This is a genomic window from Ruegeria sp. AG1, assembly GCF_056541705.1.
In genome coordinates, this window is the sequence record NZ_JBQFYU010000004.1 from 318,623 (window position 1) to 343,394 (window position 24,772).

Genomic DNA, 24,772 nt, shown 5'->3' on the forward strand with positions numbered 1-24,772 from the left:
GGAATGAAGATCATTGCCTGCTACAGTAACAAGGGCGGGGTCGGGAAGACCGCGACCTCGGTGAACCTCGCCTACGCCTATGCGCAGGCGGGTCAGCAGGTGCTTTTGTGCGATCTTGATCCGCAGGGGGCCTCGGGGTTTTATTTTCGGGTTAAACCTTCGAAAAAGCTGACAGACGCGCGTTTTTTTGAAGACGTTGAAAGGTTTACCAAGGCCATCCGGGCTAGCGATTTTGAAGGTCTGGACGTTTTGCCAGCCAACCTGACATTCCGTGACTTCGACGTGTTCCTATCCCGGATGCGCAACAAGCGCTCGCGTTTGAAGAAGGCTTTGGTCGCGGCAGGCAGCGACTATGACGTGATCATTCTGGATTGCCCGCCGAACTTCTCGACCCTGTCAGAGAACATCTTCCGCGCTGCTGATGAGATTGTCGTGCCGGTGATCCCGACGACGCTCTCGGAACGTACTTTCGATCAACTGGTCGGCTTTTTCGACGAGCACAAGCTACGGAAAAAGAAGCTGAGGGCGTTCTTCTCAATGGTGCAGAAGCGCAAGATTTTGCATCAGGAGACGATGGAGAAGATGCGGGGGCTATACCGCAAAAGGTTTCTGCAGACCTCGATTCCCTTCACCGCGGATATCGAGAAAATGGGCCAGCACCGCGCTCCGGTCAGCACCTATGCTGCACGCAGTGCGGCCAGTGAAGCCTATCAGGCGCTCTATGATGAATTGGAAAACGGAGTGGTTGCATCGAAATGAGCATCGAAATCGAACGCAAATTTCTGGTCGCTGAACTGCCCGATATGAGTGGAACCAAAAAGGCCGTGGTGCGGCAGGGGTATCTTACGGCCACTGAGGACACAGTGGAGATGCGGTTGCGGCAAAAGAATGACAGTTATTTCCTAACCCTCAAGGGCGCGGGCGGACTGGTTCGGGTCGAACGGGAGGCTGAGATTTCAGCCGATCAGTTCGAAACCTTCTGGCCCGAGACCGAGGGTCGGCGGGTTGAGAAGGTGCGATATACAGGCACGCTGCCGGATGGGCATGTGTTTGAACTGGACGTGTTTGAAGGTGATCTGGCGCCGCTGTGTCTGGTTGAGGTCGAATTCACCTCAGAGCAAGATGCGAAAGACTACACGCCACCTGCGTGGTTCGGTGCTGATGTGACCGAGGATAAGCGCTATAAAAACAAGAGCATGGCGATCAACGGACTCCCGAGTTAGCGCGCCAGTTTCAGCGTAGTTTCGAGGCCGGGATCGCAGTTGCGCGCCTCGAACGCGCCGCCATGCATCCGTGAGATTGCAGCCACCAAGGCAAGGCCCAGCCCGGCATTGCGCTCAGTCCGCGCGGGGTCGAGCGTTACGAAAGGCTGTTGCAGGCGAGGCAGGTCCTGTTCCGGAACACCGGGCCCTTCATCGCGCACGCTGACGCGGGTGCAGGCGGTGTCCTCTGCAAGGGATACGGTGATGGTCGAATCCTCTGGCGCATAGCGCAACGCGTTGTCCATAAGGTTGGACAAGGCTTGCGACAGAAGGGGGCGGTGACCTTGGATGGGGCTGGCCTTTCCTGTCACCTCAAGTCGGACATTCTGATCCGCCGCAACCGGCTCATAAAGGTCCACAACATCCGCAACTAGTTGGTGTAGATCAACATCCTCAAACTGTTCGCGCCCCAGCCCGGCCTCGGCGCGTGAGATTTCGGTCAGTTGCCCGAGCACACGCAAGACATGATCAACCTCGGTGGTGGCCCGAGCGATGTCGATCTCGCGGTCCATGTCGCTTTTGTCCGGGTCGGACAGCGCCTCAACCCGTTGTTTCAACCGGGAAAGGGGCGAGCGAAGGTCATGCGCGATCGAGTTCGAGGTCGTGCGCAGGTTGCTGATCAGCTCTTCAATCCGGTCGAGCATGGTGTTCAAGGTCCCGGCGACCTGATCGAATTCATCTCCGGTGCCGCGTATCGGCATCCGACGGGACAGATCACCCGAAACGATATTCTCCGCCGTGCTAGCAATGTCGGACAGGCGCGAAAACACCAGTCGGGTGAACAGCCATCCGGTCAGCAGGCTGAGGAGCAGGGCAATCCCGAGCGCCAGCGCGACCGAGCGTAGCAGGACGCGGTCAAATTGCTGACGGGCAACGGCATCACGCCCAACGATAAGGCGCTCGCCACCGGGCAGGCGGATTGAGGCGGCAGAAACGGGCACCAGCTCGTCATTATCGGCGCGGCGGACCTCAAGATCGACCCAGCCACTGCCCGCCGTGATGTCCTCGGGCCAATGCTTGAGATTGCCCGCCAGTTTGTTGCCGAACCGGTCGGTCAAAAGATAAAGCGCGTCGCGTTCCGAGGCACTGGGCAGGCGGCGCTCGATTGCGGTGATGAGGCCAATAAGACCGCGCCGCTCATATTCATCGGCAAGCCCGGTCAGTTCCGCCGAGACGACCGAGCGTGTTTCGGATTCGATGCTGCGATTGGCCGTCACATAGACCAAAGCCAGCACCGTCGCCGTCAGAATGGTGCTGAGAACCATGCTGGCGACGACAAGTCTTGTTCTGGAATTATTTACCGAAAGTCGAAGGTTATCCATCAGACATCATGTAACCCGCGCCCCGGACGGTTTCAATCAGCGGTACATCTCCGCCTTCGTCCAGTTGACGTCGCAGCTTCGAGATGTGGACGTCCACGACATTGGTGTTCGGGTCGAAGTGATAGTCCCAAACGCCCTCAAGCAGCATGGTGCGCGACACAACTCGGTTCTTACGACGCAGGAAGAATTCAAGGATCTGGAACTCGCGCGGTGTCAACGAGATCTCGTGCCCGTCGCGTGTGACCTTGCGGGTCAGCAAATCCATCTCAAGGTCTTTGCAGGTCAGGGTCGGTGTTTCTTCGGCGTCCTGCGGGCGGCGCAGCAGCGCCTCGATTCGCGCATGCAGTTCCTGGAACGAGAACGGCTTGACCAGGTAATCATCCGCACCCGAACGTAGACCTTTGACACGCTCATCAACGGCGCTCATCGCGGTCAGCATCAGGACAGGTGTCTTTAACCCGGCAGCGCGCATGGATTTGATCAGGGACAGGCCGTCCAATCCGGGCAGCATCCGGTCCAGAACTATAGCGTCAAATCCTCCGTCAGTGGCGTGATACAGCCCTTCGCGGCCATCTGCGGCAACCTCGACCACATAGCCTTCTTCGCTGAATCCTTTCGCGATGAAGTCCCGTGTATCTGCGTCATCTTCGACGATCAGCAGGCGTCTGCTCATGATGGAGGCTCCTTTCTATTCGAATTTAAACACAATTTTTGGCCAAAGCACATGGCCTGAGGAAAACACGAGCCGGGTGCGTCCTTGCGCACCCGGCACGCCCGGCGAATTGCGGACAAACCAATCCGCCAGGAGGCGCGCACCAGATCTCCCCATCATGTGGCGCGCGCGGGCCTGAGGTCAGACGATTTCAACCGCCACGAAGATCTGGTTGCCACCGCGGTTGATCAACACGAGGGCAGGGTCCGTCTTCTCGCTGTCCAAAGCCGCCTTGAGGGCATCCGGCGAAGCGGTTTCCTGGCTGCCCAGCTTGACGATCACATCGCCCCGCTGCAAACCGGCCTTGGCGGCAGGGCTGTCGGGCTTCAGATCAGTCACGACGACCCCGTCGATCCCTTCGCCAACGCCCATTTCGGCACGTGCAGTTTCAGTCAGAGGGGCAACGGCAACACCGAGCGATGTGCCCGAGACCTCGGCTTCGACCGGCGCGTCCGTCTGGGCAGACGCCGTCTGGTGTTGGCCGATGGTCAGCTCCAGCTGCTGCTCGGTGCCATCCCGAAGGACGGTTAGAACGCTGTCGGTGCCCACTTTGGTGGTGCCCACAAGGATCGGCAGGTCGCTGCTGTTGTCCACGGGTTCATTGTTGAAGCTCAGGATCACATCGCCTTGCTGCAACACACCATCTGCCGGGCTGTCGGTCACGACATCGGACACCAGCGCGCCGGTTGAAGCGTCGATGCCCAACGCAGCTGCCAATTCAGGGCTGACATTCTGGATCGAAACACCCAGCCATCCGCGGCTGATCTCTCCATCATCGCGCAGGTCTGCCGTGATGTAGTCCACGATGTTAGATGTAACGGCGAAACCCAACCCGACCGAACCGCCGCTTGGCGAGTAAATGGCTGAGTTCACACCGATAACTTCGCCCTCCATGTTGAACAGAGGGCCGCCCGAATTGCCTTTGTTGATGGCGGCATCGGTTTGGATGAATTCGGCGTAAGGTCCTTGCGAAATATTGCGCCCTTTGGCGGACACGATGCCGGTGGTGACGGTGGAACTCAGACCGAAGGGGTTGCCGATGGCCACGACGTCTTCACCGACGCGGATCACGTCGCTGTCACCCAGAGTCACCGCTTGCAGCTCAGCCTCAGGCTCGATCTTCAGGACGGCGATATCGGTCAACGGGTCGGTGCCGACGACCTCGGCGTCATAAGTGCGGTCGTCGCTCATACGGACTGTGATGGTCGAGGCATTGTCGACCACGTGATGATTGGTGACGATGTAGCCATCGGCATCCAGTACAAAGCCGGAGCCCAGACCCTGGGACGGACCGCGCTGCGGCATGTCGAAGCCTTCGGGCGCACCGAACCTTTTGAAGAACTCACCAAAGGGGTGGTTTTCCAGATCAAAGTCCTGGCCGCGAGCGGGCGTCGCGACGGCGTCCTGTTCGGCAATGATAGTCACGACCGAAGGCGAGACCGTCTCGACCAGATCGGCCAGCGCTTCATCAGCCATTGAGGGCAGGGCCGTTGTGGCCAGAAGGGCTGCGCCTAAGGCACTGGCGCCAACCCAGCTGGATTTGCGCGGAAAAAGTAGTGAGGATTTACGGATGCTCATTTTTTGTCTCCTGTTCACGTCGCGCGAATTGAGGCGCGCGTTGAAACAGCAAATGAACCTTCAATCTGTGTCTTTCCTGACTGATGAATTAAGAAAACTTAATTTTGCCACAAAGCAATTGTTCCGTGTCGGCGGAGCACTGTTGGGATTCGCGGATTTAGGCCTTCTGACACACTGCGAATCGGAGGATTGTTGCTGAATTGGCTGTCAAACTTTGAATTTGGTTGAATTGAATATTGAACATGAACAAACGGCGGGTCGTTTGGCGGTGTTTTTAGGCACTCTACCTAAAGTAGAAGATGGCCGAAAAATATTCTGACGATGTAAACTATATTCTTGCAATTGCATGGTTATTATCGAATAAGACCATGTTTAACGGGGCGGTTTTTAATGCCTTGGCCAACGGAAATCCCCTTAAGGTTGATCTTGACGCGACGGGATGTTGCCTAAAAACCAAACTGAGACGCCCCTAGTTATCCGTTTCTTCCAATTTTACGTTGTTTCGAAGGATCGGATCAGCAAATATAAACATGCCCAAGTGAGGGGGAGCCAAAGGCACTAGGGGGTGCCCGTGGCTTGCTCAGTCTTAAAGCGCTGGTGGCATGTTAACGAGGGGGTCTTGTTTAGGTTTTAGCTGCTGTACGCCCGACCACCTGTATAGGTGATTTGGTTTAGCTTTATTGATTGCTGAAAGTGGTAGTCCTGTTTTGGGCACACGACCCGGTCTTTAACGACCGGGTCGTGTTCGTTTACGACCCTCGTTTTCTGAGCCAGTCCGCCCATGCCTCGGGTGTGTCGAGGTCTAACAGGGCATTGTCGCCGGGAAGACGTGTGAGGTGAGCCTTGTCCTTGTGCGCGCGAATGACGGATTGGGCACCTTGATCTCCAGTCAGCTTCCGAAGTTCTGGAAAAAGCTGGCGATCAAAAATCACTGGATGACCGGGTTTGCCAGCCGACGTGGCCCCGCGCCAGATCAGATTATCGGGATTGGCGTGTCTCGCGTTCTTCACAGCTCTTAGGTCGTTCGAGGTTAGCTCAGGTAAATCCGCCAGAAGCACCATGACAGCCGGCGCAGAGTCATCCACCCGGGCCAACGCACCGCGTAGGCTGGCGTTCATGCCTTCTGCCGCATCCGCAATAGGGACCTTCCGCACATCTAACCCACCCAGCGCGTCGTAGCGAGCATGAGGGCGGCGAGGAAGTGCCACGATCACCGGCCCGACCTCCAAGGCCGTCAAAGTAGATCGCCGCAAAAGGGGTATGCCGTCGACAGCCTGTAGCAGCTTATCTGCACCGCGCATGCGTCGCGATTGCCCTGCCGCAAGCAGTATGATGGGTATGTCTGTCATAGGGGCAACATGCCGTTCGGTTGCTGTGTTGTCAGCCCCTCATTCGGTCGCCCTCAGGATCAAACAGCGGGGTCGAGATCACCCGTGCGGTGCGCATCTGGCCAAGGATTTCGATCTGAACCTGCAGCCCGTCCTTGATACGGTCGGTCGGAAGGAACCCCATCGCGACGGAGGTTTGGGCATAGTGGGAATAGCCGCCCGAAGTGCAAAAACCGACGACCTCTCCGTCCAGCCAGATCGGCTCATACGCGTTCACATCCGCATCTTCAGCCTCGACCTCGAAGGCGACCAGTTTGCGAGCCGTACCACTATGCCGCTCGGCCTCGGCCGTCTCGCGGCCAATGAAATCTGTATTCTTGGCGAAAGAGATGAAACGATCCAACCCCGTTTCTGCGGCTGTGTAGTCAGGAGAGAACTCTCGCATCCACGAGCCAAAGAACTTATCCAGACGCAAGGACATCATGGCGCGCATTCCGAAAGGCATCATCCCGTGGGGCTGCCCGGCCTCCCACAAACTCCACCAGAGCTGTCGTTGCGCCATCGGATCGCAATAGATCTCATAGCCCAGATCGCCGGTGTAGCTGACCCGCTGCACGAGGCAGTCCGTCATGCCGATCGTCATTGGACGCACGTCGAGGAACCGGAGGGTCGAGACATCTTCGCGCGTGCAAGCGGCCAGAACCTCGGTTGCCTTAGGGCCTGCAATTTGGAAGCCATTCAGCTGGTCGCTGATATTGCTGATTGAGACGCCCTCGGCGGCGTTCTGCTGGAACCAACGCATGTGGTAGGCTTGGCTGCCGTATGAGGCGGTCAGGCGGAAGTCAGTCTCACTCAGGCAAGACACGGTAAAATCGCCGATCAGCTTGCCTTCGGGTGACAGCATTGGGGTCAGGGAAACGCGGCCCGGCTGGGGGATACGCCCCGCCATGATCCGATCCAGCCACGCGCGGGCATTCGGGCCCGAGATGCGATACTTGCCGAAATTGTGGACCTCGTTGATCCCTACGCCTTCGCGGACAGCGCGGACCTCGCGCCCAGTGGCGTCAAACGCGTCCGAGCGCCGGAACGAGGGCGTCTCATAACTCGGCTCGTCGCCTTGCGCGAAGTAGTTCGGCACCTCCAGCCCGTATTGCTGGCCCCAAACCGCGCCGAGATCGCTGAAGATGTCATACATCGGCGTGGTGCGGTTGGGACGCGCGGCGGGCAGTTCCTCGTTCGGGTAGGCGACGCTGAACCGTTTCTGATAGTTCTCAATGACCTTCGGCCGGGTATAGCCGGGGCTGATCCAGTCGCCAAAGCGGGCGACGTCCATGGCGAAGACGTCACGTTCCGGCTCGCCCTCGATCATCCATTGCGCAAGCGTCAGGCCAACGCCGCCGCCCTGGCTGAACCCGGCCATGACGCCGCAAGCAGACCAATAGTTGCGCATCCCGGGCACTGGCCCGACCAGAGGGTTCCCGTCGGGCGCAAAGGTGAACGGGCCGTGGATCACTGATTTCACCCCGGCCTCGGCCAGAACCGGGAAGCGGCGATAGGCAAACTCAATACTGTCGGTGATCTTGTCATAGTCGTCGGGCAGCAGTTCATGCCCGAACTCCCAAGGCGTTCCGTCCACAGCCCAAGGCTTGCAGGGTTGTTCGTAGAACCCGATGCACAAACCACGCCCCTCTTGCCGCAGATAGCTTTCGCCAGCAGGGTCCATCACATGCGGATGCTCTCCGCCTGCGTCGATGATGGCCTCGATCTGAGGGATCGAGTCGGTGACCAGATATTGATGCTCCATCGGGTGCAGAGGGAAATAGATGCCCGCCATTGCACCGACCTCACGCGCCCAGAGGCCGCCTGCATTGACGATATGTTCGGCGTGGATCGTGCCCTTGTCGGTTACCACGTCCCAGGTGCCATCCGCCCGCTGGTTGGTTTCGCGCACCATGCAATGGGTCTCGATCGTGGCGCCGCCCATTCGGGCCGCCTTGGCATAGGCATGGGTGGTGCCTGATGGGTCCAGATGCCCATCCAGCGGGTCATAAAGCGCGCCGATGATGCCGTCGGTGTTGGTGATAGGCGCAATCCTCTTGATCTCATCCGGGCCGACGATTTCTGTTTCAAGCCCCATGAAGCGATGTTTAGCGCGCTCGGCCAGCAGCATGTCAAAGCGGTCCTGATTGTCTGCCAGGGTTACGCCGCCCACATGGTGCAGCCCGCAGGACATTCCGGTGATCTCTTCCAGCTCTTTGTACAGACGGATCGTATAGCCTTGCAGCGCCGCCATGTTGGTGTCGCCGTTCAGCGTGTGAAACCCACCCGCCGCGTGCCAGGTCGAGCCCGAGGTCAACTCGGATCGTTCCAAGAGCATGACGTCGGACCACCCCAGTTTGGTCAGGTGATACAGAACCGAGCAGCCAACAACGCCGCCCCCAATGACCGCCACGCGGGTTTGCAGTTTCATGAAAGACTCCCAGATTTTCTGGAAGTCTGACCGGAGGCTCCTGGCGCGCAAGTAAAAAAACGACAAAAAATGTCGTGCACGTCGCCCCGCGCTTAGAGAGGTCTGATCTTCAGCTCTGTCACCCGGTTGCCCTCGCGCGCGGTGACCTCGAACCGGAACCCGTGGAAGGAAAACACCTGACCGACCACGGGGATCATCTGCGCCTCATGTATCACAAGGCCAGCGACGGTGTTCGCCTCTTCATCCGGCAGGGACCAGTCAAGGGCACGGTTGACGTCGCGGATGGTCATGGCCCCTTCGACCAGGAACTGACCATCCTCGGTGCGGGTGACGGGAACCTCTTCCTCGATATCGAACTCGTCGGCGATTTCACCAACGATTTCTTCGAGAATATCCTCAAGCGTGATCAGGCCGCGCAGCGATCCATATTCGTCGACCACCAAGGCAAAGTGGCTGCGAATGCGCAGGAACTCTCGCATCTGGTCGTCCAGAGTGGTGGTTTCCGGCACGAAATAGGGATCGTTGGCGACTTTGGTGATGTCGAACCCTGCCAAACGGTCCGTGTTGCTTTCGGATCCTCCGACCTGCGCGTACATTGCACGGAACAGGTCTTTGGCATGGACCACGCCGATGATGTTCTCGGGCTCGTCACGGAAGACCGGCAGGCGGGTGTGGCGGCTTTGCAGGCATTGCTCCAGAATGGCATCCGGCTCTGCATCGGCGTCTATCATCTCGATGTTCGAGCGGTGGAGCATGATCTCTTCAACCGCGCGATCCCCCAGATCAAGCGCGCCCAGAATGCGGTCGCGGTCTTCTTTTTCGACCACGCCTTCGGAATGGCCCAGCTGCAAAGCACCGGCGATTTCTTCGCGCACGGCGAGGATGTTGCTATCGGGGTCGATCTGGACACCGAAAATCCGCAGGACGCCGCGCACCAACAGGCGTACCGCGGCCACAATGGGTGAGAAAACGGTGACGACAACGCTGATGATCGGGGCCACGGCAGAGGCGGCTTTTTCCGAATTAGTGATGGCATACGTCTTGGGAAGTACCTCGGCAAAGATCAGAACCAGTAGGGTCATGACCAGCGTCGCCAGCGCCACCCCGCTTTCCCCGAACAGTCGGGTGAACAGGGCCGTCGCCAACGAGGCCGCGAGGATGTTGACCAGGTTGTTGCCCAGCAGAACCGAGCCGATCAGCCTCTCATTGTCATCGGTGATATCGAGCGCCTTTTGCGCCCCGCGAGAGCCTTTGTCGGCCTGTGCCCTCAGCTTCCCTCGGGACGATGCGGTCAGCGCTGTTTCTGAGCCTGAGAAAAAGCCCGAAAGGACAAGCAAAAGTAGGATAGCGCCAGTGGTAAACCAGAATGCGCCGTCGATCAGAGAGGATGTGGGTTCCATCGGTCCTTGGTTGTTCGTGTCTCTGCACCCGTTATGGGGATGCGGACCCTTGCAATCAAGGGGTTAGCCCTTGCTAGCCTTGTCTTTCGCCAGCGGGTGATGTTCCAGCACCAGTTCTGACAGCCGTTCATCCAGCACGTGGGTGTAGATCTCGGTCGTCGCGATGTCTGCGTGACCCAATAAGGTCTGGATAGAGCGCAGGTCGGCCCCGTTTGCAAGCAGATGGGTGGCGAAGGCATGGCGCAACGTGTGCGGCGTGACCTTTTCGGGCGAGACACTGCCCTGAACCGCCAGTTCTTTGACCAGCAAAAAGAACCTGTGCCGGGTCAGGTGCCCTGATTTACCCCGTGACGGGAACAGGAATTTTGATCGGGTGCCGCCTTTTCCAACACTTGCATCCTCGGCCTTGTCCCGTTCTTCAAGCCAAACAGCCAACGCATCGCGGGCCGGTGGGGACAGGGGAACCATCCGTTCTTTGCCACCCTTGCCCAGAACCAGCAACATGCGGGGATCGCCGCGCGCGGATGAGACGGGCAGGGAGACCAGCTCCGTCACCCGCATACCGGTCGCGTACAGAAGCTCCATCAGGCAGGTGTTACGGATACGGTCGGCCGGGCTGCGTCCGGTCTGGCGGGCGGCCTCCAACAAGCGGTCGACCTCTGGGACGTCCAGCGTTTTGGGCAGCTGCTTCTTGCGGCCCGGGCCTTTGATCTGAATGGCCGGGTTGGCCTCGCGCCAGCTTTCTTCAAACGCGAACCGGTAGAGTTGTTTGATCGCCGACAACCGCCGGGCGCGGGTCGCGCGGGACAGGCCCTGCGCATCGCAATCGATCAGATAGGCTTCGATCCGGTCCCGATCTGCTTGCTCGAAACTGGTTTTGCGATGCTCCAGCCAAGTAGCGAAATCCTTCAGGTCGCGACCATAGGCCAGCAGAGTATTCGTGGCCGCGCCCAATTCGGCGGCCTGCGCCTGCAGGAAGGTTGAAATCCACAGCTCATCTGATGCCGGGCCGCTCATCAGACGCGCTCGTTCAGGATCAGCAAGTTCAGCGCGGCGCGGCGGGCGGTTTCCTCGAGCCCGACACGGCGGAAGGCGGCGATAGCGGCGGTCATGTCCACCAGATTGCCGCGGGCACCGTGGGCAAACAGCTGCATCGCCTCCAAAATCGCCTCGCCGAGTTGGCCATTGTCCAGTAAGGCCTCGATATCCGACGGCACAGGCGCGGCCCAGGCGAACCCTTGAGCGACCGCATCAGCCAAGGGCGACGGCGAAACAGCGCGGCCCGGATCACCCTGCGCCAAAGCTGCCAGGAACTGCGTTTCAACCGCTGTGTCCGGCGCTTGCATCGCGGCGCGTTCATAGAAGTCCGAGAGCATCAGGATACGCCAGCGCAGGGCTTCCATTTCGGCCCCCTGCAATTCGACCCCATAGAGGCGTTCGGCGAAGAGATCGGCAAAGGGCACTTCAAGCCCGGCGCTGCGCATCTGTTTCCAGACAAGGGGGAGGGTCTTGCTGATCGCCTCGACATTGCCGGTTTCGAGGGCGGTCTCGAACTGCTGCACAGTGGCCACCCGATCCCAAACGGCACCCGAAGCTGCCGGAGAACGTTCGGTGTAAAGACCAAGCAACTGGTTCGGGGTCAGCGCGCCAATGCGGGTCAGGCGTTCAGCGGCTTCGATCTGCGCCTTCCAGCCTGCCACATCGCGCAGGTCGGCATTGGCGAAGGCCCGCGGCAGAGGGGCTGAGGGCAAACGCTCCCCAATGGCCTCAAACAACCTGAAGCTCAGCGGATCCGGGTCCTCGGGCTGCGGCAGGTAAGGCGCGTCCTCAAAAATGTCGGGGTTGAGGAAACGGTCGAGGAGGTCCAGCTCCTCAGGCGGCAACAGCTCTAGCGCGTGGGCGGCCTCAAGCGTCAAAGCGGCAGAGGGCCAATCCCCCCGGCGGGCCTTGCAGAAGATCTGGGCCGCATAGTCCTTGGATAGGTTGGGCTGGGCAATCAGCGCCGTGCAGCTGCGATCTTCGTCTCCAGTCAAAAGCGTTGCATCAAACCAGCGTTCGAACCGGGCCTGCGTGTCCGTTGGACCGGCGAGTTGTACCAGTGACTGCGCCGGGTCCGCCGCGCCGAGCTGCATCAGTCGGTCCAGACGCGCCAGCAATAGTGTTTCTTCCCCAGACGCACCGCCGGGCGCGCGGGCCTCGGACAGTAGAAGGGTGAACAGCAGGCGCTGCATGGCCGGGTTGTGCTTGACCGGGATGCGGGCGATCAGTTCTGAAATCCGCTCGGGGTCGCTGCCATGCCAGAGGTCGACGGGTAGCCCGGTTACACTCAATGACACCAGACCGATCGGTTGCGACAGCGCGTCCAGTGGCGTGACCTCAACCACGGGCTGGCCTCCGTTCTGTGCGACCGGAGGTTCCAGCAGTACAGTTCCCGGCAGGTTCTCGGGCGGGTCGTTCAGCCAATCAATCGCAGTCAGCGGCTGCTGCGCCTGCGCTGCTCCGGCCAGAGACAGCGCAACCAACACATGCTTAATCGACATCCAACGTGACCGGTTCACGGATTTCGCTTTGCGGGGCCGAGAAATCGGCACCGAAATAAGGACCCACATAGGCGTAGGCCACCAGCCCGATGAAGGCTAGGCAAACAATATACATCAGGAACTTGATCAGACGGCCCATTGCGCCACGCTGCCTCAATTTTTGGTTTTGACCAAGTTATAACTGGCATTTTTCTTAAGATCACGTCATTCACGGTTAAATGAGCGAAATTAAGCATAACACACACGCGGCAGGCACACAGGGCGGGTTTGATCTGCACAAAACCGTTGTTCTTGTGGGCATGATGGGGGCCGGAAAGACCGCTGTGGGTCGCTCATTAGCCGCGCGGCTGGGTGTTCCTTTCCTCGATAGCGACGCCGAGATCGAATCAGCCGCTAATATGACCATCCCCGAGATTTTCCAGCGCGACGGAGAGCCGTTTTTCCGCGCCAAGGAAACTCAGGTTATCGGTCGCTTGCTGGATGAGCAGAAGGGTATTCTATCGACCGGTGGCGGCGCGTTTCTGTCCGAGGGCAACCGCGATATGATCACCGAACGGGGTGCCTCGGTCTGGTTGCGGGCGGATCTTGACGTGTTGTGGAACCGGGTACGCCACAAGGATACGCGCCCGTTACTGAGGACTGATGACCCTTATGCGACGTTGAAGGCGCTGTACGAGGCGCGTGTGCCGGTCTATGCCGAGGCCGATCTGACGGTGGCTTCGGATGGGGAGACCTCGATCGACAATATGGTAGACCGCGTGGTCGACGCCCTTCTGGCGCGACCCGATGTTTTGGAACGAAAATAAATGCATCAGACCGTACATGTGGAATTGGGCGAACGCTCGTATGATGTCGAGATTGGCCCGGACCTGCTGGCGCAATCCGGCGTACGGATCGCGCCTTTGCTGCACCGTCCGAAGGTTGCGGTTCTGACTGACGAGAACGTCGCCGCCCTTCATCTAGAGGCCCTGCGCGACGGTTTGGCGGCTTCGGGGATCGAGATGTCCTCACTGGCCTTGCCAGCAGGTGAGGCGACCAAAAGCTGGCCGCATTTTGAACGCGCGGTTGAATGGCTTCTGGCCGAAAAGGTCGAACGTCGGGACATCGTCATCGCCCTTGGCGGAGGTGTGATCGGAGACCTCGCAGGTTTCGCCGCTGCTGTGCTGCGCCGTGGCGTGCGCTTCGTTCAAATCCCGACCTCTTTGCTGGCACAGGTCGACAGCTCGGTTGGTGGCAAAACCGGGATCAACGCGCCGCAGGGCAAAAACCTGATCGGCGCGTTTCATCAACCCTCATTGGTGCTGGCCGATACCTCGGTTCTGGGCACCATGACCCAGCGCGATTTCTTGTCGGGTTATGGAGAGGTGGTCAAATACGGCCTGCTGGGCGACGCCGATTTCTTCGAATGGCTTGAAGGCAACGGCACCAAGGTCTCCTCAGGCGATATGGCCGCGCGGGTGCGTGCTGTCACGCGATCGGTCCAGATGAAGGCAGATATCGTAGCGCGTGACGAGACCGAGCAGGGCGATCGCGCGCTTCTGAACCTCGGGCACACGTTCTGCCACGCGTTGGAGGCCGCGACGGGTTATTCCGACCGGCTGCTGCATGGCGAAGGCGTTGCCATCGGCTGCGCGCTGGCCTTTGAATTGTCGGCACGACTGGGCCTGTGTTCGCAGGAAGACCCAAGCCGAGTGCGGGCGCATTTGAAGGCTATGGGGATGAAAACCGATCTGGCTGATATTCCCGGTGATCTTCCCGGAGCCGAGGCCTTGGTGGACCTGATGGCGCAGGACAAAAAGGTGATCGACGGTCAGTTGCGTTTCATTCTTGCGCGAGGGATCGGTCAGGCTTTTGTGACTTCGGATGTCCCGCGTGAGGCCGTCCTATCGGTGCTAGAGGATGCGTTGGCATCAGTCTGACGAGGGCGGTTAGCGCCCTCGGATCACCATCAACTCACCGATGTTTTCACGGGTGATATAGCCGATCATAAGCCCGGTGCGATTGATCACGGCGACCGCTGGCGCGCCTTTGTGCAACCCGTCCAGAACCTTTGCCAACCCGGCGGTCAAGCCGACCTGCGGGATGTTACGCTCCATGATCGAAACGGCGGGGTCAGAGCGTGGGTGGTCGCCTGCCAGCGCCTTGAACAAGTGATCTCGGGTTACGAAGCCCTGAAGGTGGCCTTTGTCGTCCAGAACCGGAAACTCATGTTGCGTTGTATGGATCACGGCCTGCGCGGCAGTATTCAACGTGTCCTGAGGTGACAGCGCGTGAAATTCTGTAATCATCGCATCGCGTGCTAAAACGTGCCGCGTGGCCGAGCGCAGCGCCACATCCTGACTTTCTGCATTGGCTGCGAAGAACACGAAAACAGCAATCACAACGAGGATCGGATTACCCGAGCTGAGCCCGTAAAACCCGAGCCCAACGGCAAGCATCTGACCACTCAGCGCCGCGATGCGCGTGGCTGTGACGCGGTCCAGACGAAGGCAGAGGAGGGCCCGGAAAACGCGACCTCCATCCATCGGGAAGGCGGGGATCATGTTGAACGCGGCAAGCAGAAGATTGATATAGGCGAGACGGTCTAGCATCCCGATATTTGCGGAATCGATCTGGCTGATCCTCTCAAAGGGCATCCCGGCGCCAAATCCCACCAGAACCAACCAGATCGCGACATTGACGGCCGGACCGGCGAGGGCCACCCAGACCTCTTGCATCGGTTTTTCCGGCATACGCTCCAGCCGGGCCAGACCGCCGATGGGCAACAGGGTGATGTCAGGGGTTTTGATGCCAAAGCGGCGCGCCATGAGCGCGTGGCCGAACTCATGCGCCACAACGCAGGCGAATAGCGCCAAAACGAAAATCAGGTTCTGGATCGCGGCGGGCCAACCTCCGCTGGAATAGGCCGCAAATCCGACCCAGGCCAACAACAGGAAAAAGGTGACATGGACCCTCAGTTCGGACCCGAGAAGCCGACCGAGAGCGAAGGACCATGCCATGTTGTGTCTCCGTTTCGTTTAGAACGGAATCTCGTCGTCGTCGATTCCGCCCGATGCCGGGGCAGGTGAGCCGGACGGTGCGCCATAAGGATCACCGTAGCCGCCGCCAGCCTGTCCGCCGCCGTAGCCGCCCGATTGGCCACCGCCATAACCGCCGCCGCCGCCACCTTCGCCGCGGCTGTCCAGCAGGGTCAGCTCACCGCGATAGGGGCGCAAAACAACCTCGGTCGAGTAACGATCTTGGCCGGACTGGTCCTGCCACTTGCGAGTTTCCAACTGACCTTCGATATAGACCTTGCTGCCTTTGCGCAGGTATTGCTCGGCAATGCGGGCCAGAGGTTCCGAGAAGATCGCGACCGAGTGCCACTCGGTCCGCTCCCGGCGTTCGCCCGTGTTGCGGTCTTTCCAGTTCTCTGACGTCGCAATCCGTAGGTTGCACACTTTACCGCCGTTCTGAAACGACCGAACCTCGGGATCTCGGCCGAGATTTCCGACCAGAATGACCTTGTTAACTGAACCCGCCATGTAGTTCCCCGCTTTGTTCTCACTTGAATGCGCCGAATCTGGCGCTGAATATGCCAGAGACCCTATACGGCCTGCATCAGGGTTGAAACACAGTTGATGACACAGTGTTGGACAAGAATTTGCCTGTCCCCTTCTGCACGCTTTTAATTCAGTCGGCGGGACCATATACTTCGCTTGTTTTTGGATCGGGCAGGATAGGCATTTATGCGGTCTTTGGTTTTAGGTTTTGTCGGTGTGTGTCTGCTGCTGACCTCGGCCCCGGTGCAGGCCGAGACATTGTCTACCAAGAACAGAAGAGACCTATTCCTCAAGCAATCCAAAGTGTTGGACTCGCGCGCGGCGACGCAGTATCGCGGTTCTGAGCGGCTTAAGCCGAAAGTGGCTCAAGGGCGTTTCGACAAGCGCTATACTGGGAAGTATCGAGGAGAATACCTGAAGCTTGCCCGCCAAGCAGCCCGCCAACACAACATCCCCGAAGAGTTGTTTTTGCGCCTGGTGCAGCAGGAAAGCGGCTGGAACCCCACAGCGAAATCTCACAAAGGGGCTTTGGGTCTGGCACAGCTAATGCCGCAGACGGCCCAGTTGTTGGGCGTCAACCCGCATGATCCTAAACAGAATCTTGAAGGAGGTGCGCGGTATCTGTCGTGGCAATACCGCAAGTTCAAGTCGTGGCCCTTGGCGCTGGCAGCTTATAATGCAGGTCCCAAGGCCGTTGAGAAACACGGCGGAATTCCGCCTTACGCGGAAACCCAGAATTACGTGAAGGTGATCTGGGGCGGTTAAGGCGCACAACAGTTAAATTTGACAGTAGTATTCAACGAAAAAGGCCGGTCTGTGACCGGCCTTTCAAGTTCGTACAAGCGCCTATTCTGCGGCGATTTTAATCACAGGCTCCATACGGGCCAGAACATCTTCGGCCAGGTGACATTTGACCTGATGGCCGTCGGCCAGAGTTTTCACAGGCGGGACATCTGATTCACAACGCCCGTCCGGCACCTCGGATTTCCAACGACAACGCGTCTGGAACGGGCAACCCGGCGGCGGGTTCATGGCCGACGGAATATCACCCTCCAGCACGATATGCTGCTTCTCGATCGAGGTATCTGCAATCGGAACCGCGCTCAGAAGCGCTTCGGTGTAAGGGTGATACGGGGGCGAGAAGACCTGATCGGTCGTGCCCAGTTCGACCACGTGGCCGAGATACATCACCATCACCCGGTCGCTCAGATAGCGCACGATCGACAGATCATGGCTGATGAATAGCAGCGTGGTCTTGTGTTCGCGCTGGATCTCCATCAGCAGATCGGTCACTGCCGCCTGCACCGACACATCCAAGGCCGAGACCGGTTCATCCGCCACCACGATCCGTGCATCACCCGCAAAGGCGCGGGCGATACCGACACGCTGTTTCTGACCACCCGAGAGCTGTCTCGGCATCCTGTCGGCAAAGGCGCGGGGCAGTTTAACCAGATCCAACAGTTCCAGCATGCGCTTTTTGCGCTCAGCCTCGGAATTGCCAACCCCGAAGATCTCCAGTGCGCGGATGATCTGACGCCCGACAGTCATCGACGGGTTCAGCGTGTCAAACGGGTTCTGGAACACCATCTGAACTTCTCCCACGGTCTTGGCGTCGCGTTCTTCGATCGGCACGGCCTCGATATTGCGGTTGTCCAGCAGGATTTGCCCGTCGGTCGCCGTTTCGAGCCCCATAAGAACCTTGGCGAAAGTGGATTTACCGCAACCGGATTCGCCCACGATGGCCAGTGTCTCAGACTCATGGGCTTCGAAACTCAGCGTCTCGTTGGCTTTGACCACTTTGGTCGTACCGCCTCCAAACAGAGCGTTGGCCGCCACCTCATAGTATTTCTTGAGGTTGTCCATCTTCAGAACGGTCCGCCCGATCTCGCCCTTTTCCTTCTGCTCACCTACTGTGATCGGCGCGTTCCAGTCAATCTCTTGGAACTTCAGGCAGCGCGTATGGTGGCGATCATTGCCCGGCACAGCCTCCATCAGGATGTTCTGGGCGTCGCAACGGCCTTCTTCGAAATAGTCGCAACGCGGGCCAAAGTTACATCCCGGCGGGCGTTCATGCGGCAGAGGGAAGTTCCCTGGAATAGCCACCAGTGGGCGAGCGTTCTTGTCGGCGCCGGGCAGAGGGATCGACCGGAACAGCGCCTGTGTGTAAGGGTGCTGCATCTCGTCGAACACATCGTGGATCGAGCCGCGCTCGACCGCTTCGCCCGAATACATCACGCACAGCCGGTCGCAGGTTTCCAAAACCAGCCCCAGATTGTGCGAGATGAAGAGCATCGAGGTGCCGTATTTCTTGCCCAGATCCTTGACCAGCTCGACCACGGCAGCCTCAACGGTCACGTCCAGCGCTGTTGTGGGTTCGTCCAAAATCAACAGGGCAGGCTTCGACATCAACGCCATCGCGATGACGATCCGCTGCTGCTGGCCGCCTGATAGCTGGTGCGGGAATGAGTTCAGCATCCGTTCAGGGTCGGGCAGGCGGACGTCTGTGACGACCTCCAAAGCACGCGCATAAGCTTCTTCTTGACCGACGCCCTCATGGATCATCGGCACTTCCATCAACTGTTTGCCGATCTTCATTGCCGGGTTCAGGGAGGCCATCGGCTCCTGATAGATCATCGCGATCTCATTGCCACGAATGTCGCGCAATTCCTCGGTGGTCATTTCACCCAGATCACGCCCTTTGAACTTGATCGAGCCGCCAACGATGCGCCCGTTCTTGCCCAGATCCTGCATGACACCCAGCGCCACCGTAGACTTACCGCAGCCGGATTCCCCCACCAGCCCGACAGCCTCACCCGGCTGCACGCTGACCGAGAAATCCATAACGGCGGGAATTTCCCTCAGCCGGGTGAAAAACGAAATCGAAAGCTTGTCGATCTCAAGAATAGGCCCGTCATAGTCCGCCAGTTTGTTCATCTTGTTACTCCTCGCGAGAGTCCGGGGGATCCCCTTCATCTGGCTAAAAATATCTCGGGGGTCCGGGGGCAGAGCCCCCGGCCTTGATCACATCAGTCCTTCAGACTTTCTTCGCGCAGACCGTCTGCCAGCAGGTTCAAACCCAGAACCAGTGACAACAGGGCCAAAGCAGGCGGAAGGGCAGGGTGCAGATAGATCGAGAGCAGCTTGCGCCCTTCGTTGATCGTCGAGCCCCAGTCCGGGCTTTCGGGCGGCAAGCCCAGCCCGAAGAAACCCAAGGTCCCCAGAAGGATGGTGGTATAGCCAATCCGAAGACAGAAATCGACGATCAGCGGACCACGCGCGTTGGGCAGGATTTCCCACAGCATGATGTACCACGGGCCCTCACCACGCGTCTGGGCCGCAGCCACATAGTCGCGGGTTTTGATATCCAGCGCCAACCCACGCACGATACGGAACACCGTGGGAGAGTTCACGAAGACCACCGAAACGAACACCACCAGAATACCGCCCGGAATGTCGAACAAGTCCAGATAGGTCGGCAGACCCCAGACGCGGTAGCTGTCGGTGCTGATGATGTAGCCTCCGGTCGAAATCAGCGACAGATAGAACCACAGCGCCACGCCCAGAACCCCGATCAGCAGAGGTGTTCGAAAATTCGGACGCGTGTAGTAGCGCGAATTCAGCAGGACACCGAGGAAGATGATCGGGAAGACAAACAGGATCGCTGCCATATAGTTCGGCACACCGGTCGCCACGATCTCGGGTGTCACCAACAGGTAGAACAGCAGGATCACAGGGAAGGCGAGGATCAGGTTTGCCAGGAACGACAACAGCGTATCGAGGCGACCACCGTAGTACCCGGCGGGCAGGCCCAGTGTGATCCCAACCATAAAGGCAAACATAGTGGCAAGCGGCGCGATCTGCACCACGATCCACGCGCCCTTGACCATGCGGCTGAATACGTCGCGGGCCAGGTTGTCTCCGCCCAAAAGGTACCAGGCGTATTGGCCGTCCTCCAGATTGGGCAGCGGCGTGCCGGGCACCTTGTTCTTCATGCCCGAGATTTGTGCCAGCGGGTCATGGGTCACGATCAGATCAAGCGCGCCAAAGATGCCGGTAAAGACCCAGAACATCACAAGGCCAAAGCCGATCATGCCGATGGGGCTGTCGAAAAGCTTGCCGTAAAGGCCCAGCTTGCGTTTGAACGCGATTGACATCGCATAAAGTATGATCAGTGACAGCCAGACGGGCAGGAATTGCTGCGAGATCGCACCAATGATCCCGGCGCTGGTGCCCATTAGTATGCCCAACACGACATAGGCGACCGCGATCGCCACGCTGGCCATGAAGCTATAGCGCAGCGCGGCCTGTATCATGTTCCGCAGGCCCGAGCTTGAGGTTAACGTACCGTCCGGGTTCACCGTCATCTGATCTTCGGGCAGCACAATGCTGGCCAGCATCCAGACGACGATGGACAGGGCCATGACCCCCAGTGCCAGCGCGAGTAGCGGGTTGAGGAAGGCGATAGAGCCAGTCCAGGTAAGTGGTTCCATGATCTGACCCTCCCTTAAGAAATGCGAATGCGCGGGTTGAGGTAGACATAGCCGATATCCGAGATCAGCTGCGTTACCAGCACCACGAAGACCGACACGACCGAGATCGCCAGCAACAGCTGGATGTCATTGTTCCCCGCCGCCTGCACCAGCGCCCAGCCAAAGCCCTTGTAGTTGAACAGGGTCTCGACGATCACCACACCATTCAGCAGCCATGGGAACTGCAACATGATAACGGTGAACGGCGCGATCAGAGCGTTCCGCAGCGCGTGTTTCATGACGATGTTCGGGAACGAGACACCTTTGAGGCGCGCGGTGCGGATATATTGCGCTGTCATCACCTCGGTCATTGAGGCGCGGGTCATGCGGGCGATATAGCCCATCCCATAAAGCGCGATTGTCAGCACCGGTAAGAAGAAGTTCTCGAACGTAGGGTTCTCCATTGCTTGCGTCGCCGTGCCCTTGAACCATTTCAGGCCCACAGCGGATGACGTGAAGATCGCGATGAAGATCACACCCGAGACGTATTCCGGCGTCGCGGTGGTGGTTATGGCAAAGGTCGACAGCGTCCGGTCCGTAGCCGACCCTTCTTTCATCCCAGCCAGAATGCCAAGGATCAGGGCCGAGGGGACCATCAGCAGCATCACCCAGAACATCAGCCTGCCGGTCAAAGCGAGCCGGGTGCCGACGACGGTTCCGACTTCTTCTTTGAAGACTGTCGAATACCCCCAGTAGCCCTGAAGGATTCCGCAGAAATTAGGAGACTCTTCGGCGGTTTTGCCCGGTAGAATGCATCGGCCCTGAACTGTGCCGTCCTCATTCGTGTGCCGGTATGAGGGCAGAACGCCTAGCCATTCACCGTATTTTATGGGCGTCGACTGAAGGTATCCGCCTTTTTCTAAAAAGCTCTCGACCTGCTCATCCGACATCCGGAAATTGCCCTGCGTTTTCGCTAGCTTTTCCAGGTTCGGATAGAGATTGGTGAGGAAAAAAACCAGGAATGTCAGGCACAATGCTGTCAGCAGCATAATCCCTACACGCCTTAAAATGAAAAGTCCCATGTTAGCCCCTGTTGGTCGGCTGGCGTGGACGGCATTCCGCCTCACGCGTTGCTATTCTTATGGTCGCCGTATTGAGGACGAAGGGCCGCGCCAGTGTGGCGCGGCCCTTGTGTGTTTTGGGTCAGGAGGTCAGGCCGAACTTGTAAAGCTGCGGCAGGTCCGCGATGTGCTTTTCGACACCGACCATGTTGTCGCGATGGTGGCGCATTGCAGTCCGCCAATAAGGCTGAATGACAACACCTTCATCGATCATGATCGCCTGCAGTTTCGCCATTACCTCGCGGCGCATGTCGACATCAGCGAGCGAGTTTGCCTGGGCCAGCAGATTATCGAACTCTTCGTTGGCAAAGCCGGATTCGTTCCACGCAACGCCCGACTTGTAAGCCAGCGCCAGAACCTGAGTGCCCAGCGGGCGGTGGTTCCAGTTGGTCGAGGAATACGGGTACTTGGTCCAGTCATTCCAGAAGGTCGAGCCCGGTAGAACCGTGTGCTTGGCCTTGATGCCCGCGTCGTTCAGCTGAGCGACAACCGCCGCAGTGGTATTCCGGCGCCAGTCATCGTCGATGGACTGCACTTCGTGCTCGAAATCTCCCATGCCCGCTTCGTCCATAAGCGCCTTCGCGCCGGCCGGATCGTAGGGTATACGGGTCACAGCCGAGTCAAACTCGGGGTGCATTGGGCCCACATGGCAGTTCTCGGCAGGGATGCCGTAACCGGACATTCCAAGTTCAAGGCAGACATTGTTGTCCACGGCCATGGCAAGGGCCTGACGGACTCGCTTGTCGCCGTAGATTTTGTTGCCGTCCGCATCTTCAGCCAGCTGGTTCGGGCGGATGACGATGGTAAAGCCCGACGGGATTTCCGAGCGAACAAGACCGATGCCGTCGAAGATGTCGACGAACTCACCGACCGACTCCCAGTTCATGTCGATCTCTTCGGCCTCATAAGCGGCCAGGAAGGCGGCAGGGTCGGTGCCGTAATCGATGAATTCGATACGGTCGATGTAACCGCCTTTGCCCGCTTCATAGCCCCACCAGTCGAAGCCCTCGTTGCGGACCAGAACGCCCTTCACGCCGACCTCGTGGCTTTCGGGGATCATGAAGCCTGTGCCCACCGGGTTCGACAGCATGTCATTTGCGTCAAAGCTGCTGTGGACGATAGCACCCGGATAGTCCGCCATGCCGGGGATGATGGTGATGTCCGGCGCGTTGCACTTCAGTTTAACGGTGTGCGAATCGACCACGGTAATGGCCCCATCAGCGGCTTTCTGGGTGCTCTCATCGACCAGCGACGCCATGCGCGAGGCCATCGAGTTGCCTTCCAGCGACGCATCGCACCAGCCTTCGATGTTGCGTGCCACGTCTTCGGCCGTGAAGTCGTCACCGTTGTTCCACTTAACGCCTTTGCGGACGTTCAGCGTGTATTCGGTGGCGTCATCATTGGCTTCCCAGCTTTCCAGCAACATGGGCTTGAACGTACCGTCGTTGTTGTACTCGACAAGATACTCCAGCCAGCCCGCAGTGAAGGTCGCAATCTGCGTCCAGTCATAAGTTCGCGGGTCTTTGAGTGCGCGGACTTCCATCTGATATCGGATGGTACCGCCTTGTTGCGGCTCAGCTGCGGCTGCGGGTGATTGCAGACCGATCATGCCGTAGGCGACCGGAGCGGCAACGCCCAGTGCGGTGACGCGGGCCAGAAACTCACGGCGGCTCAGATTGCCGTCGCGGTATTCCTGGGCGTGCATCTCTGCGGCCCAGTGCACCGACGATCCCTTTGTTGTATGGTTAGTCATGAATGTCTCTCCCTGTGACATATTTGTTTTTTTGCATGGAATGAACGAACCTAGCCGGCGTTTTTCAGGCCAAGGCGAAGGTCGAAGGGTTCGGTTTTTTGAACGTTGGAATTCCCCATGTCGGTATTCGGCAACAGAATCCGAAGGACGTCAATGTTCGAATGCGGCATGAAGAGCAAAAAAACGACATGTATGGGCGGTTGTTGCGAGTCACTTGCCCAGTGTTTCTTACCCATTCCCGACGCGGGGCATGACGCCAACTCTTGGACGCTTAGCGCCGTAAGTACTAGAAATATAGGTTCATTCCGATTGGCAGCCAGATTGGATACGGGGAATCAACCGCGTTTCGTATCAGTTTGATAAATCAAGGTGATTCCACGCCTTCATTCGTGCGCGAAACCATGTGCGCTGGCGTTTGGCAAACTGACGGGTCGAGATCGTGGCCCGTTCGCGTGCTTGCTCCAATGTCATTGAGCCTTCCAGATAGGCCATGAGTTCCGGCACCCCAATGGCCTTGCAGGCCGGCAGCGACGGATCATAGCGGTCGCGCATGGCCGCAACCTCGTCCAAAGCACCGCTCTCTAACATGTGATCGAACCGACGGGTGATGCGGTCCAGCAGCCATGATTTGTCGACGTCAAAGACGATCGGCACTGTGTCCTGCAGGGCAAGCACAGGTGGCGGAGTGTCGTCCTGCCAGGATGCAAGGCTGCGACCGGTTGCCTGCTGAACCTCCCACGCGCGCTGAACGCGGGCGCGGTTGTTGGTGTCCAGCCGGGCCAGGGTTTCGGTATCCACACCCGCCATCAGCTGGGCCAGATCAATCTCATCGGCATCCTGACGCACATGCGGGGGTGTCGGCGGTATCTCGGCCATTCCCTCCGTCAAAGCGGTGAAATACAGCCCGGTTCCACCGACGATAATCGGGCGCTGGCTGCCTGTCAGCAGCGGTGTGACCTCACGCAGCCAGTGGCCTGTGGAATACTCCTGATCAAACGCGACGTGACCATAAAGGCGATGCAACGCGCGCGCTTCCTCGTCCGGCGAGGGGCGGGCCGAAATCACCTGCCAGCAGTCGTAAACCTGACTAGCGTCGGCGTTGACGATCACCCCTCCGAACCTTTCAGCGATGCGCAGCGCCAGCTCGGACTTGCCCGAGGCTGTCGGGCCAGCGATCAGAACCGGCTTGTCATCCGGTATCTCGGGTATCCGGTCCCAAATCGACGCGGTAGGGTGATTGGTCATGGTCCCTCAGTATCCGCATTGAACCTGCGG

21 protein-coding genes are annotated in these 24,772 nt (G+C 58.8%); 5 read left to right on the forward strand and 16 right to left on the reverse strand.

From position 1 onward, the window contains the following. The first annotated feature begins 3 nt into the window (after positions 1-3). Positions 4-759 carry a ParA family protein gene (locus ACR0B5_RS08015; RefSeq protein WP_480539752.1) on the forward strand — a complete coding sequence of 252 codons (756 nt, stop codon included), beginning with the start codon at positions 4-6 and terminating at the stop codon, positions 757-759. Further along, complete coding sequence (locus ACR0B5_RS08020) at positions 756-1,223, forward strand: CYTH domain-containing protein (protein ID WP_480539754.1); 468 nt, start codon at positions 756-758, stop codon at positions 1,221-1,223. The genes ACR0B5_RS08015 and ACR0B5_RS08020 overlap by 4 nt, the downstream gene beginning before the upstream one ends. Here ACR0B5_RS08020 and ACR0B5_RS08025 read toward each other — a convergent pair. The 9 genes from ACR0B5_RS08025 to ACR0B5_RS08065 form a co-directional block, all read right to left on the reverse strand. Further along, positions 1,220-2,584 carry a sensor histidine kinase gene (locus tag ACR0B5_RS08025; protein WP_480539756.1) on the reverse strand — a complete coding sequence of 455 codons (1,365 nt, stop codon included), beginning with the start codon at positions 2,582-2,584 and terminating at the stop codon, positions 1,220-1,222. The two genes, ACR0B5_RS08020 and ACR0B5_RS08025, sit on opposite strands and share 4 nt — an antisense overlap. Continuing rightward, a complete protein-coding gene (locus tag ACR0B5_RS08030) occupies positions 2,577-3,257 on the reverse strand; it encodes a response regulator transcription factor (protein WP_170376721.1) in 681 nt (226 codons plus the stop codon). The genes ACR0B5_RS08025 and ACR0B5_RS08030 overlap by 8 nt, the downstream gene beginning before the upstream one ends. Before the next feature lie 180 nt (positions 3,258-3,437). After that, positions 3,438-4,874: a DegQ family serine endoprotease gene (locus ACR0B5_RS08035; RefSeq protein WP_480539758.1), complete on the reverse strand. Its 1,437-nt coding sequence runs from the start codon at positions 4,872-4,874 to the stop codon at positions 3,438-3,440. 749 nt (positions 4,875-5,623) lie between these two features. After that, entirely contained in the window at positions 5,624-6,223 is a 600-nt protein-coding gene (locus ACR0B5_RS08040) for a nucleotidyltransferase family protein (protein ID WP_480539760.1), read from the reverse strand. A gap of 31 nt (positions 6,224-6,254) precedes the next feature. Beyond that, the gene (locus ACR0B5_RS08045) at positions 6,255-8,672 is read right to left on the reverse strand and encodes a GcvT family protein (RefSeq protein WP_480539762.1); all 2,418 of its coding nucleotides are present in this window, start codon (positions 8,670-8,672) and stop codon (positions 6,255-6,257) included. Between the two features lie 92 nt (positions 8,673-8,764). Next, the gene (locus ACR0B5_RS08050; RefSeq protein ID WP_170765457.1) at positions 8,765-10,072 is read right to left on the reverse strand and encodes an HlyC/CorC family transporter; all 1,308 of its coding nucleotides are present in this window, start codon (positions 10,070-10,072) and stop codon (positions 8,765-8,767) included. Positions 10,073-10,135: 63 nt separating this feature from the next. Further along, positions 10,136-11,089: a tyrosine recombinase gene (locus ACR0B5_RS08055; protein WP_480539764.1), complete on the reverse strand. Its 954-nt coding sequence runs from the start codon at positions 11,087-11,089 to the stop codon at positions 10,136-10,138. Further along, on the reverse strand, positions 11,089-12,612 hold the full coding sequence (locus tag ACR0B5_RS08060; RefSeq protein ID WP_480539766.1) for a hypothetical protein: 1,524 nt from the start codon (positions 12,610-12,612) through the stop codon (positions 11,089-11,091). The genes ACR0B5_RS08055 and ACR0B5_RS08060 overlap by 1 nt, the downstream gene beginning before the upstream one ends. After that, positions 12,602-12,751 carry a hypothetical protein gene (locus ACR0B5_RS08065; protein WP_480539768.1) on the reverse strand — a complete coding sequence of 50 codons (150 nt, stop codon included), beginning with the start codon at positions 12,749-12,751 and terminating at the stop codon, positions 12,602-12,604. Before ACR0B5_RS08065 ends, ACR0B5_RS08060 begins: the two co-directional genes overlap by 11 nt. Before the next feature lie 79 nt (positions 12,752-12,830). Between ACR0B5_RS08065 and ACR0B5_RS08070 the strand changes: the two genes are divergently transcribed. Continuing rightward, positions 12,831-13,418, forward strand: a complete 588-nt coding sequence (locus ACR0B5_RS08070; protein ID WP_480539770.1) for a shikimate kinase — start codon at positions 12,831-12,833, stop codon at positions 13,416-13,418. Continuing rightward, positions 13,419-14,531, forward strand: coding sequence for a 3-dehydroquinate synthase (gene aroB, locus ACR0B5_RS08075; RefSeq protein ID WP_480539772.1), 1,113 nt, complete (start codon positions 13,419-13,421; stop codon positions 14,529-14,531). Positions 14,532-14,540: 9 nt separating this feature from the next. Here the strand turns inward: aroB and ACR0B5_RS08080 are convergent, their stop codons facing one another. Together ACR0B5_RS08080 and ssb are read right to left on the reverse strand one after the other, a co-directional pair. Continuing rightward, positions 14,541-15,611, reverse strand: a complete 1,071-nt coding sequence (locus ACR0B5_RS08080; RefSeq protein ID WP_480539774.1) for a site-2 protease family protein — start codon at positions 15,609-15,611, stop codon at positions 14,541-14,543. An 18-nt stretch (positions 15,612-15,629) separates the two neighbouring features. After that, positions 15,630-16,136: a single-stranded DNA-binding protein gene (gene ssb, locus ACR0B5_RS08085; RefSeq protein WP_170638871.1), complete on the reverse strand. Its 507-nt coding sequence runs from the start codon at positions 16,134-16,136 to the stop codon at positions 15,630-15,632. 204 nt (positions 16,137-16,340) lie between these two features. On the opposite strand from ssb, the gene ACR0B5_RS08090 reads away from it, so the two are divergent. Then, a complete protein-coding gene (locus ACR0B5_RS08090) occupies positions 16,341-16,919 on the forward strand; it encodes a lytic transglycosylase domain-containing protein (protein ID WP_480539775.1) in 579 nt (192 codons plus the stop codon). Between the two features lie 81 nt (positions 16,920-17,000). Here ACR0B5_RS08090 and ACR0B5_RS08095 read toward each other — a convergent pair whose 3' ends face one another. From ACR0B5_RS08095 to miaA, 5 genes are all read right to left on the reverse strand, one after another. Then, the gene (locus ACR0B5_RS08095; RefSeq protein ID WP_170551194.1) at positions 17,001-19,088 is read right to left on the reverse strand and encodes a dipeptide ABC transporter ATP-binding protein; all 2,088 of its coding nucleotides are present in this window, start codon (positions 19,086-19,088) and stop codon (positions 17,001-17,003) included. A gap of 92 nt (positions 19,089-19,180) precedes the next feature. Continuing rightward, positions 19,181-20,644 carry an ABC transporter permease gene (locus tag ACR0B5_RS08100; protein ID WP_170469726.1) on the reverse strand — a complete coding sequence of 488 codons (1,464 nt, stop codon included), beginning with the start codon at positions 20,642-20,644 and terminating at the stop codon, positions 19,181-19,183. Positions 20,645-20,658: 14 nt separating this feature from the next. Continuing rightward, positions 20,659-21,705, reverse strand: coding sequence for an ABC transporter permease (locus ACR0B5_RS08105; protein WP_170376750.1), 1,047 nt, complete (start codon positions 21,703-21,705; stop codon positions 20,659-20,661). Positions 21,706-21,826: 121 nt separating this feature from the next. Further along, entirely contained in the window at positions 21,827-23,497 is a 1,671-nt protein-coding gene (locus ACR0B5_RS08110) for an ABC transporter substrate-binding protein (protein WP_480539776.1), read from the reverse strand. A 351-nt stretch (positions 23,498-23,848) separates the two neighbouring features. After that, positions 23,849-24,742, reverse strand: coding sequence for a tRNA (adenosine(37)-N6)-dimethylallyltransferase MiaA (gene miaA, locus ACR0B5_RS08115; protein WP_480539777.1), 894 nt, complete (start codon positions 24,740-24,742; stop codon positions 23,849-23,851). Between the last annotated feature and the right edge of the window lie 30 nt (positions 24,743-24,772).

Bases quoted from the DNA above. Each gene is read 5' to 3' on its own strand.
- miaA (WP_480539777.1), bottom strand. From the start codon at position 24,742: ATGACCAATCACCCTACCGCGTCGATTTGGGACCGGATACCCGAGATA.
- ACR0B5_RS08020 (WP_480539754.1), top strand. From the start codon at position 756: ATGAGCATCGAAATCGAACGCAAATTTCTGGTCGCTGAACTGCCCGAT.
- ACR0B5_RS08050 (WP_170765457.1), bottom strand. From the start codon at position 10,072: ATGGAACCCACATCCTCTCTGATCGACGGCGCATTCTGGTTTACCACT.
- ACR0B5_RS08060 (WP_480539766.1), bottom strand. From the start codon at position 12,612: ATGTCGATTAAGCATGTGTTGGTTGCGCTGTCTCTGGCCGGAGCAGCG.
- ACR0B5_RS08090 (WP_480539775.1), top strand. From the start codon at position 16,341: ATGCGGTCTTTGGTTTTAGGTTTTGTCGGTGTGTGTCTGCTGCTGACC.
- ACR0B5_RS08045 (WP_480539762.1), bottom strand. From the start codon at position 8,672: ATGAAACTGCAAACCCGCGTGGCGGTCATTGGGGGCGGCGTTGTTGGC.
- ACR0B5_RS08105 (WP_170376750.1), bottom strand. From the start codon at position 21,705: ATGGGACTTTTCATTTTAAGGCGTGTAGGGATTATGCTGCTGACAGCA.
- ACR0B5_RS08065 (WP_480539768.1), bottom strand. From the start codon at position 12,751: ATGGGCCGTCTGATCAAGTTCCTGATGTATATTGTTTGCCTAGCCTTC.
- ACR0B5_RS08080 (WP_480539774.1), bottom strand. From the start codon at position 15,611: ATGGCATGGTCCTTCGCTCTCGGTCGGCTTCTCGGGTCCGAACTGAGG.
- ACR0B5_RS08095 (WP_170551194.1), bottom strand. From the start codon at position 19,088: ATGAACAAACTGGCGGACTATGACGGGCCTATTCTTGAGATCGACAAG.
- ACR0B5_RS08025 (WP_480539756.1), bottom strand. From the start codon at position 2,584: ATGGATAACCTTCGACTTTCGGTAAATAATTCCAGAACAAGACTTGTC.
- ACR0B5_RS08040 (WP_480539760.1), bottom strand. From the start codon at position 6,223: ATGACAGACATACCCATCATACTGCTTGCGGCAGGGCAATCGCGACGC.
- ACR0B5_RS08110 (WP_480539776.1), bottom strand. From the start codon at position 23,497: ATGACTAACCATACAACAAAGGGATCGTCGGTGCACTGGGCCGCAGAG.
- ssb (WP_170638871.1), bottom strand. From the start codon at position 16,136: ATGGCGGGTTCAGTTAACAAGGTCATTCTGGTCGGAAATCTCGGCCGA.
- ACR0B5_RS08100 (WP_170469726.1), bottom strand. From the start codon at position 20,644: ATGGAACCACTTACCTGGACTGGCTCTATCGCCTTCCTCAACCCGCTA.
- ACR0B5_RS08015 (WP_480539752.1), top strand. From the start codon at position 4: ATGAAGATCATTGCCTGCTACAGTAACAAGGGCGGGGTCGGGAAGACC.
- ACR0B5_RS08030 (WP_170376721.1), bottom strand. From the start codon at position 3,257: ATGAGCAGACGCCTGCTGATCGTCGAAGATGACGCAGATACACGGGAC.
- aroB (WP_480539772.1), top strand. From the start codon at position 13,419: ATGCATCAGACCGTACATGTGGAATTGGGCGAACGCTCGTATGATGTC.
- ACR0B5_RS08055 (WP_480539764.1), bottom strand. From the start codon at position 11,089: ATGAGCGGCCCGGCATCAGATGAGCTGTGGATTTCAACCTTCCTGCAG.
- ACR0B5_RS08035 (WP_480539758.1), bottom strand. From the start codon at position 4,874: ATGAGCATCCGTAAATCCTCACTACTTTTTCCGCGCAAATCCAGCTGG.
- ACR0B5_RS08070 (WP_480539770.1), top strand. From the start codon at position 12,831: ATGAGCGAAATTAAGCATAACACACACGCGGCAGGCACACAGGGCGGG.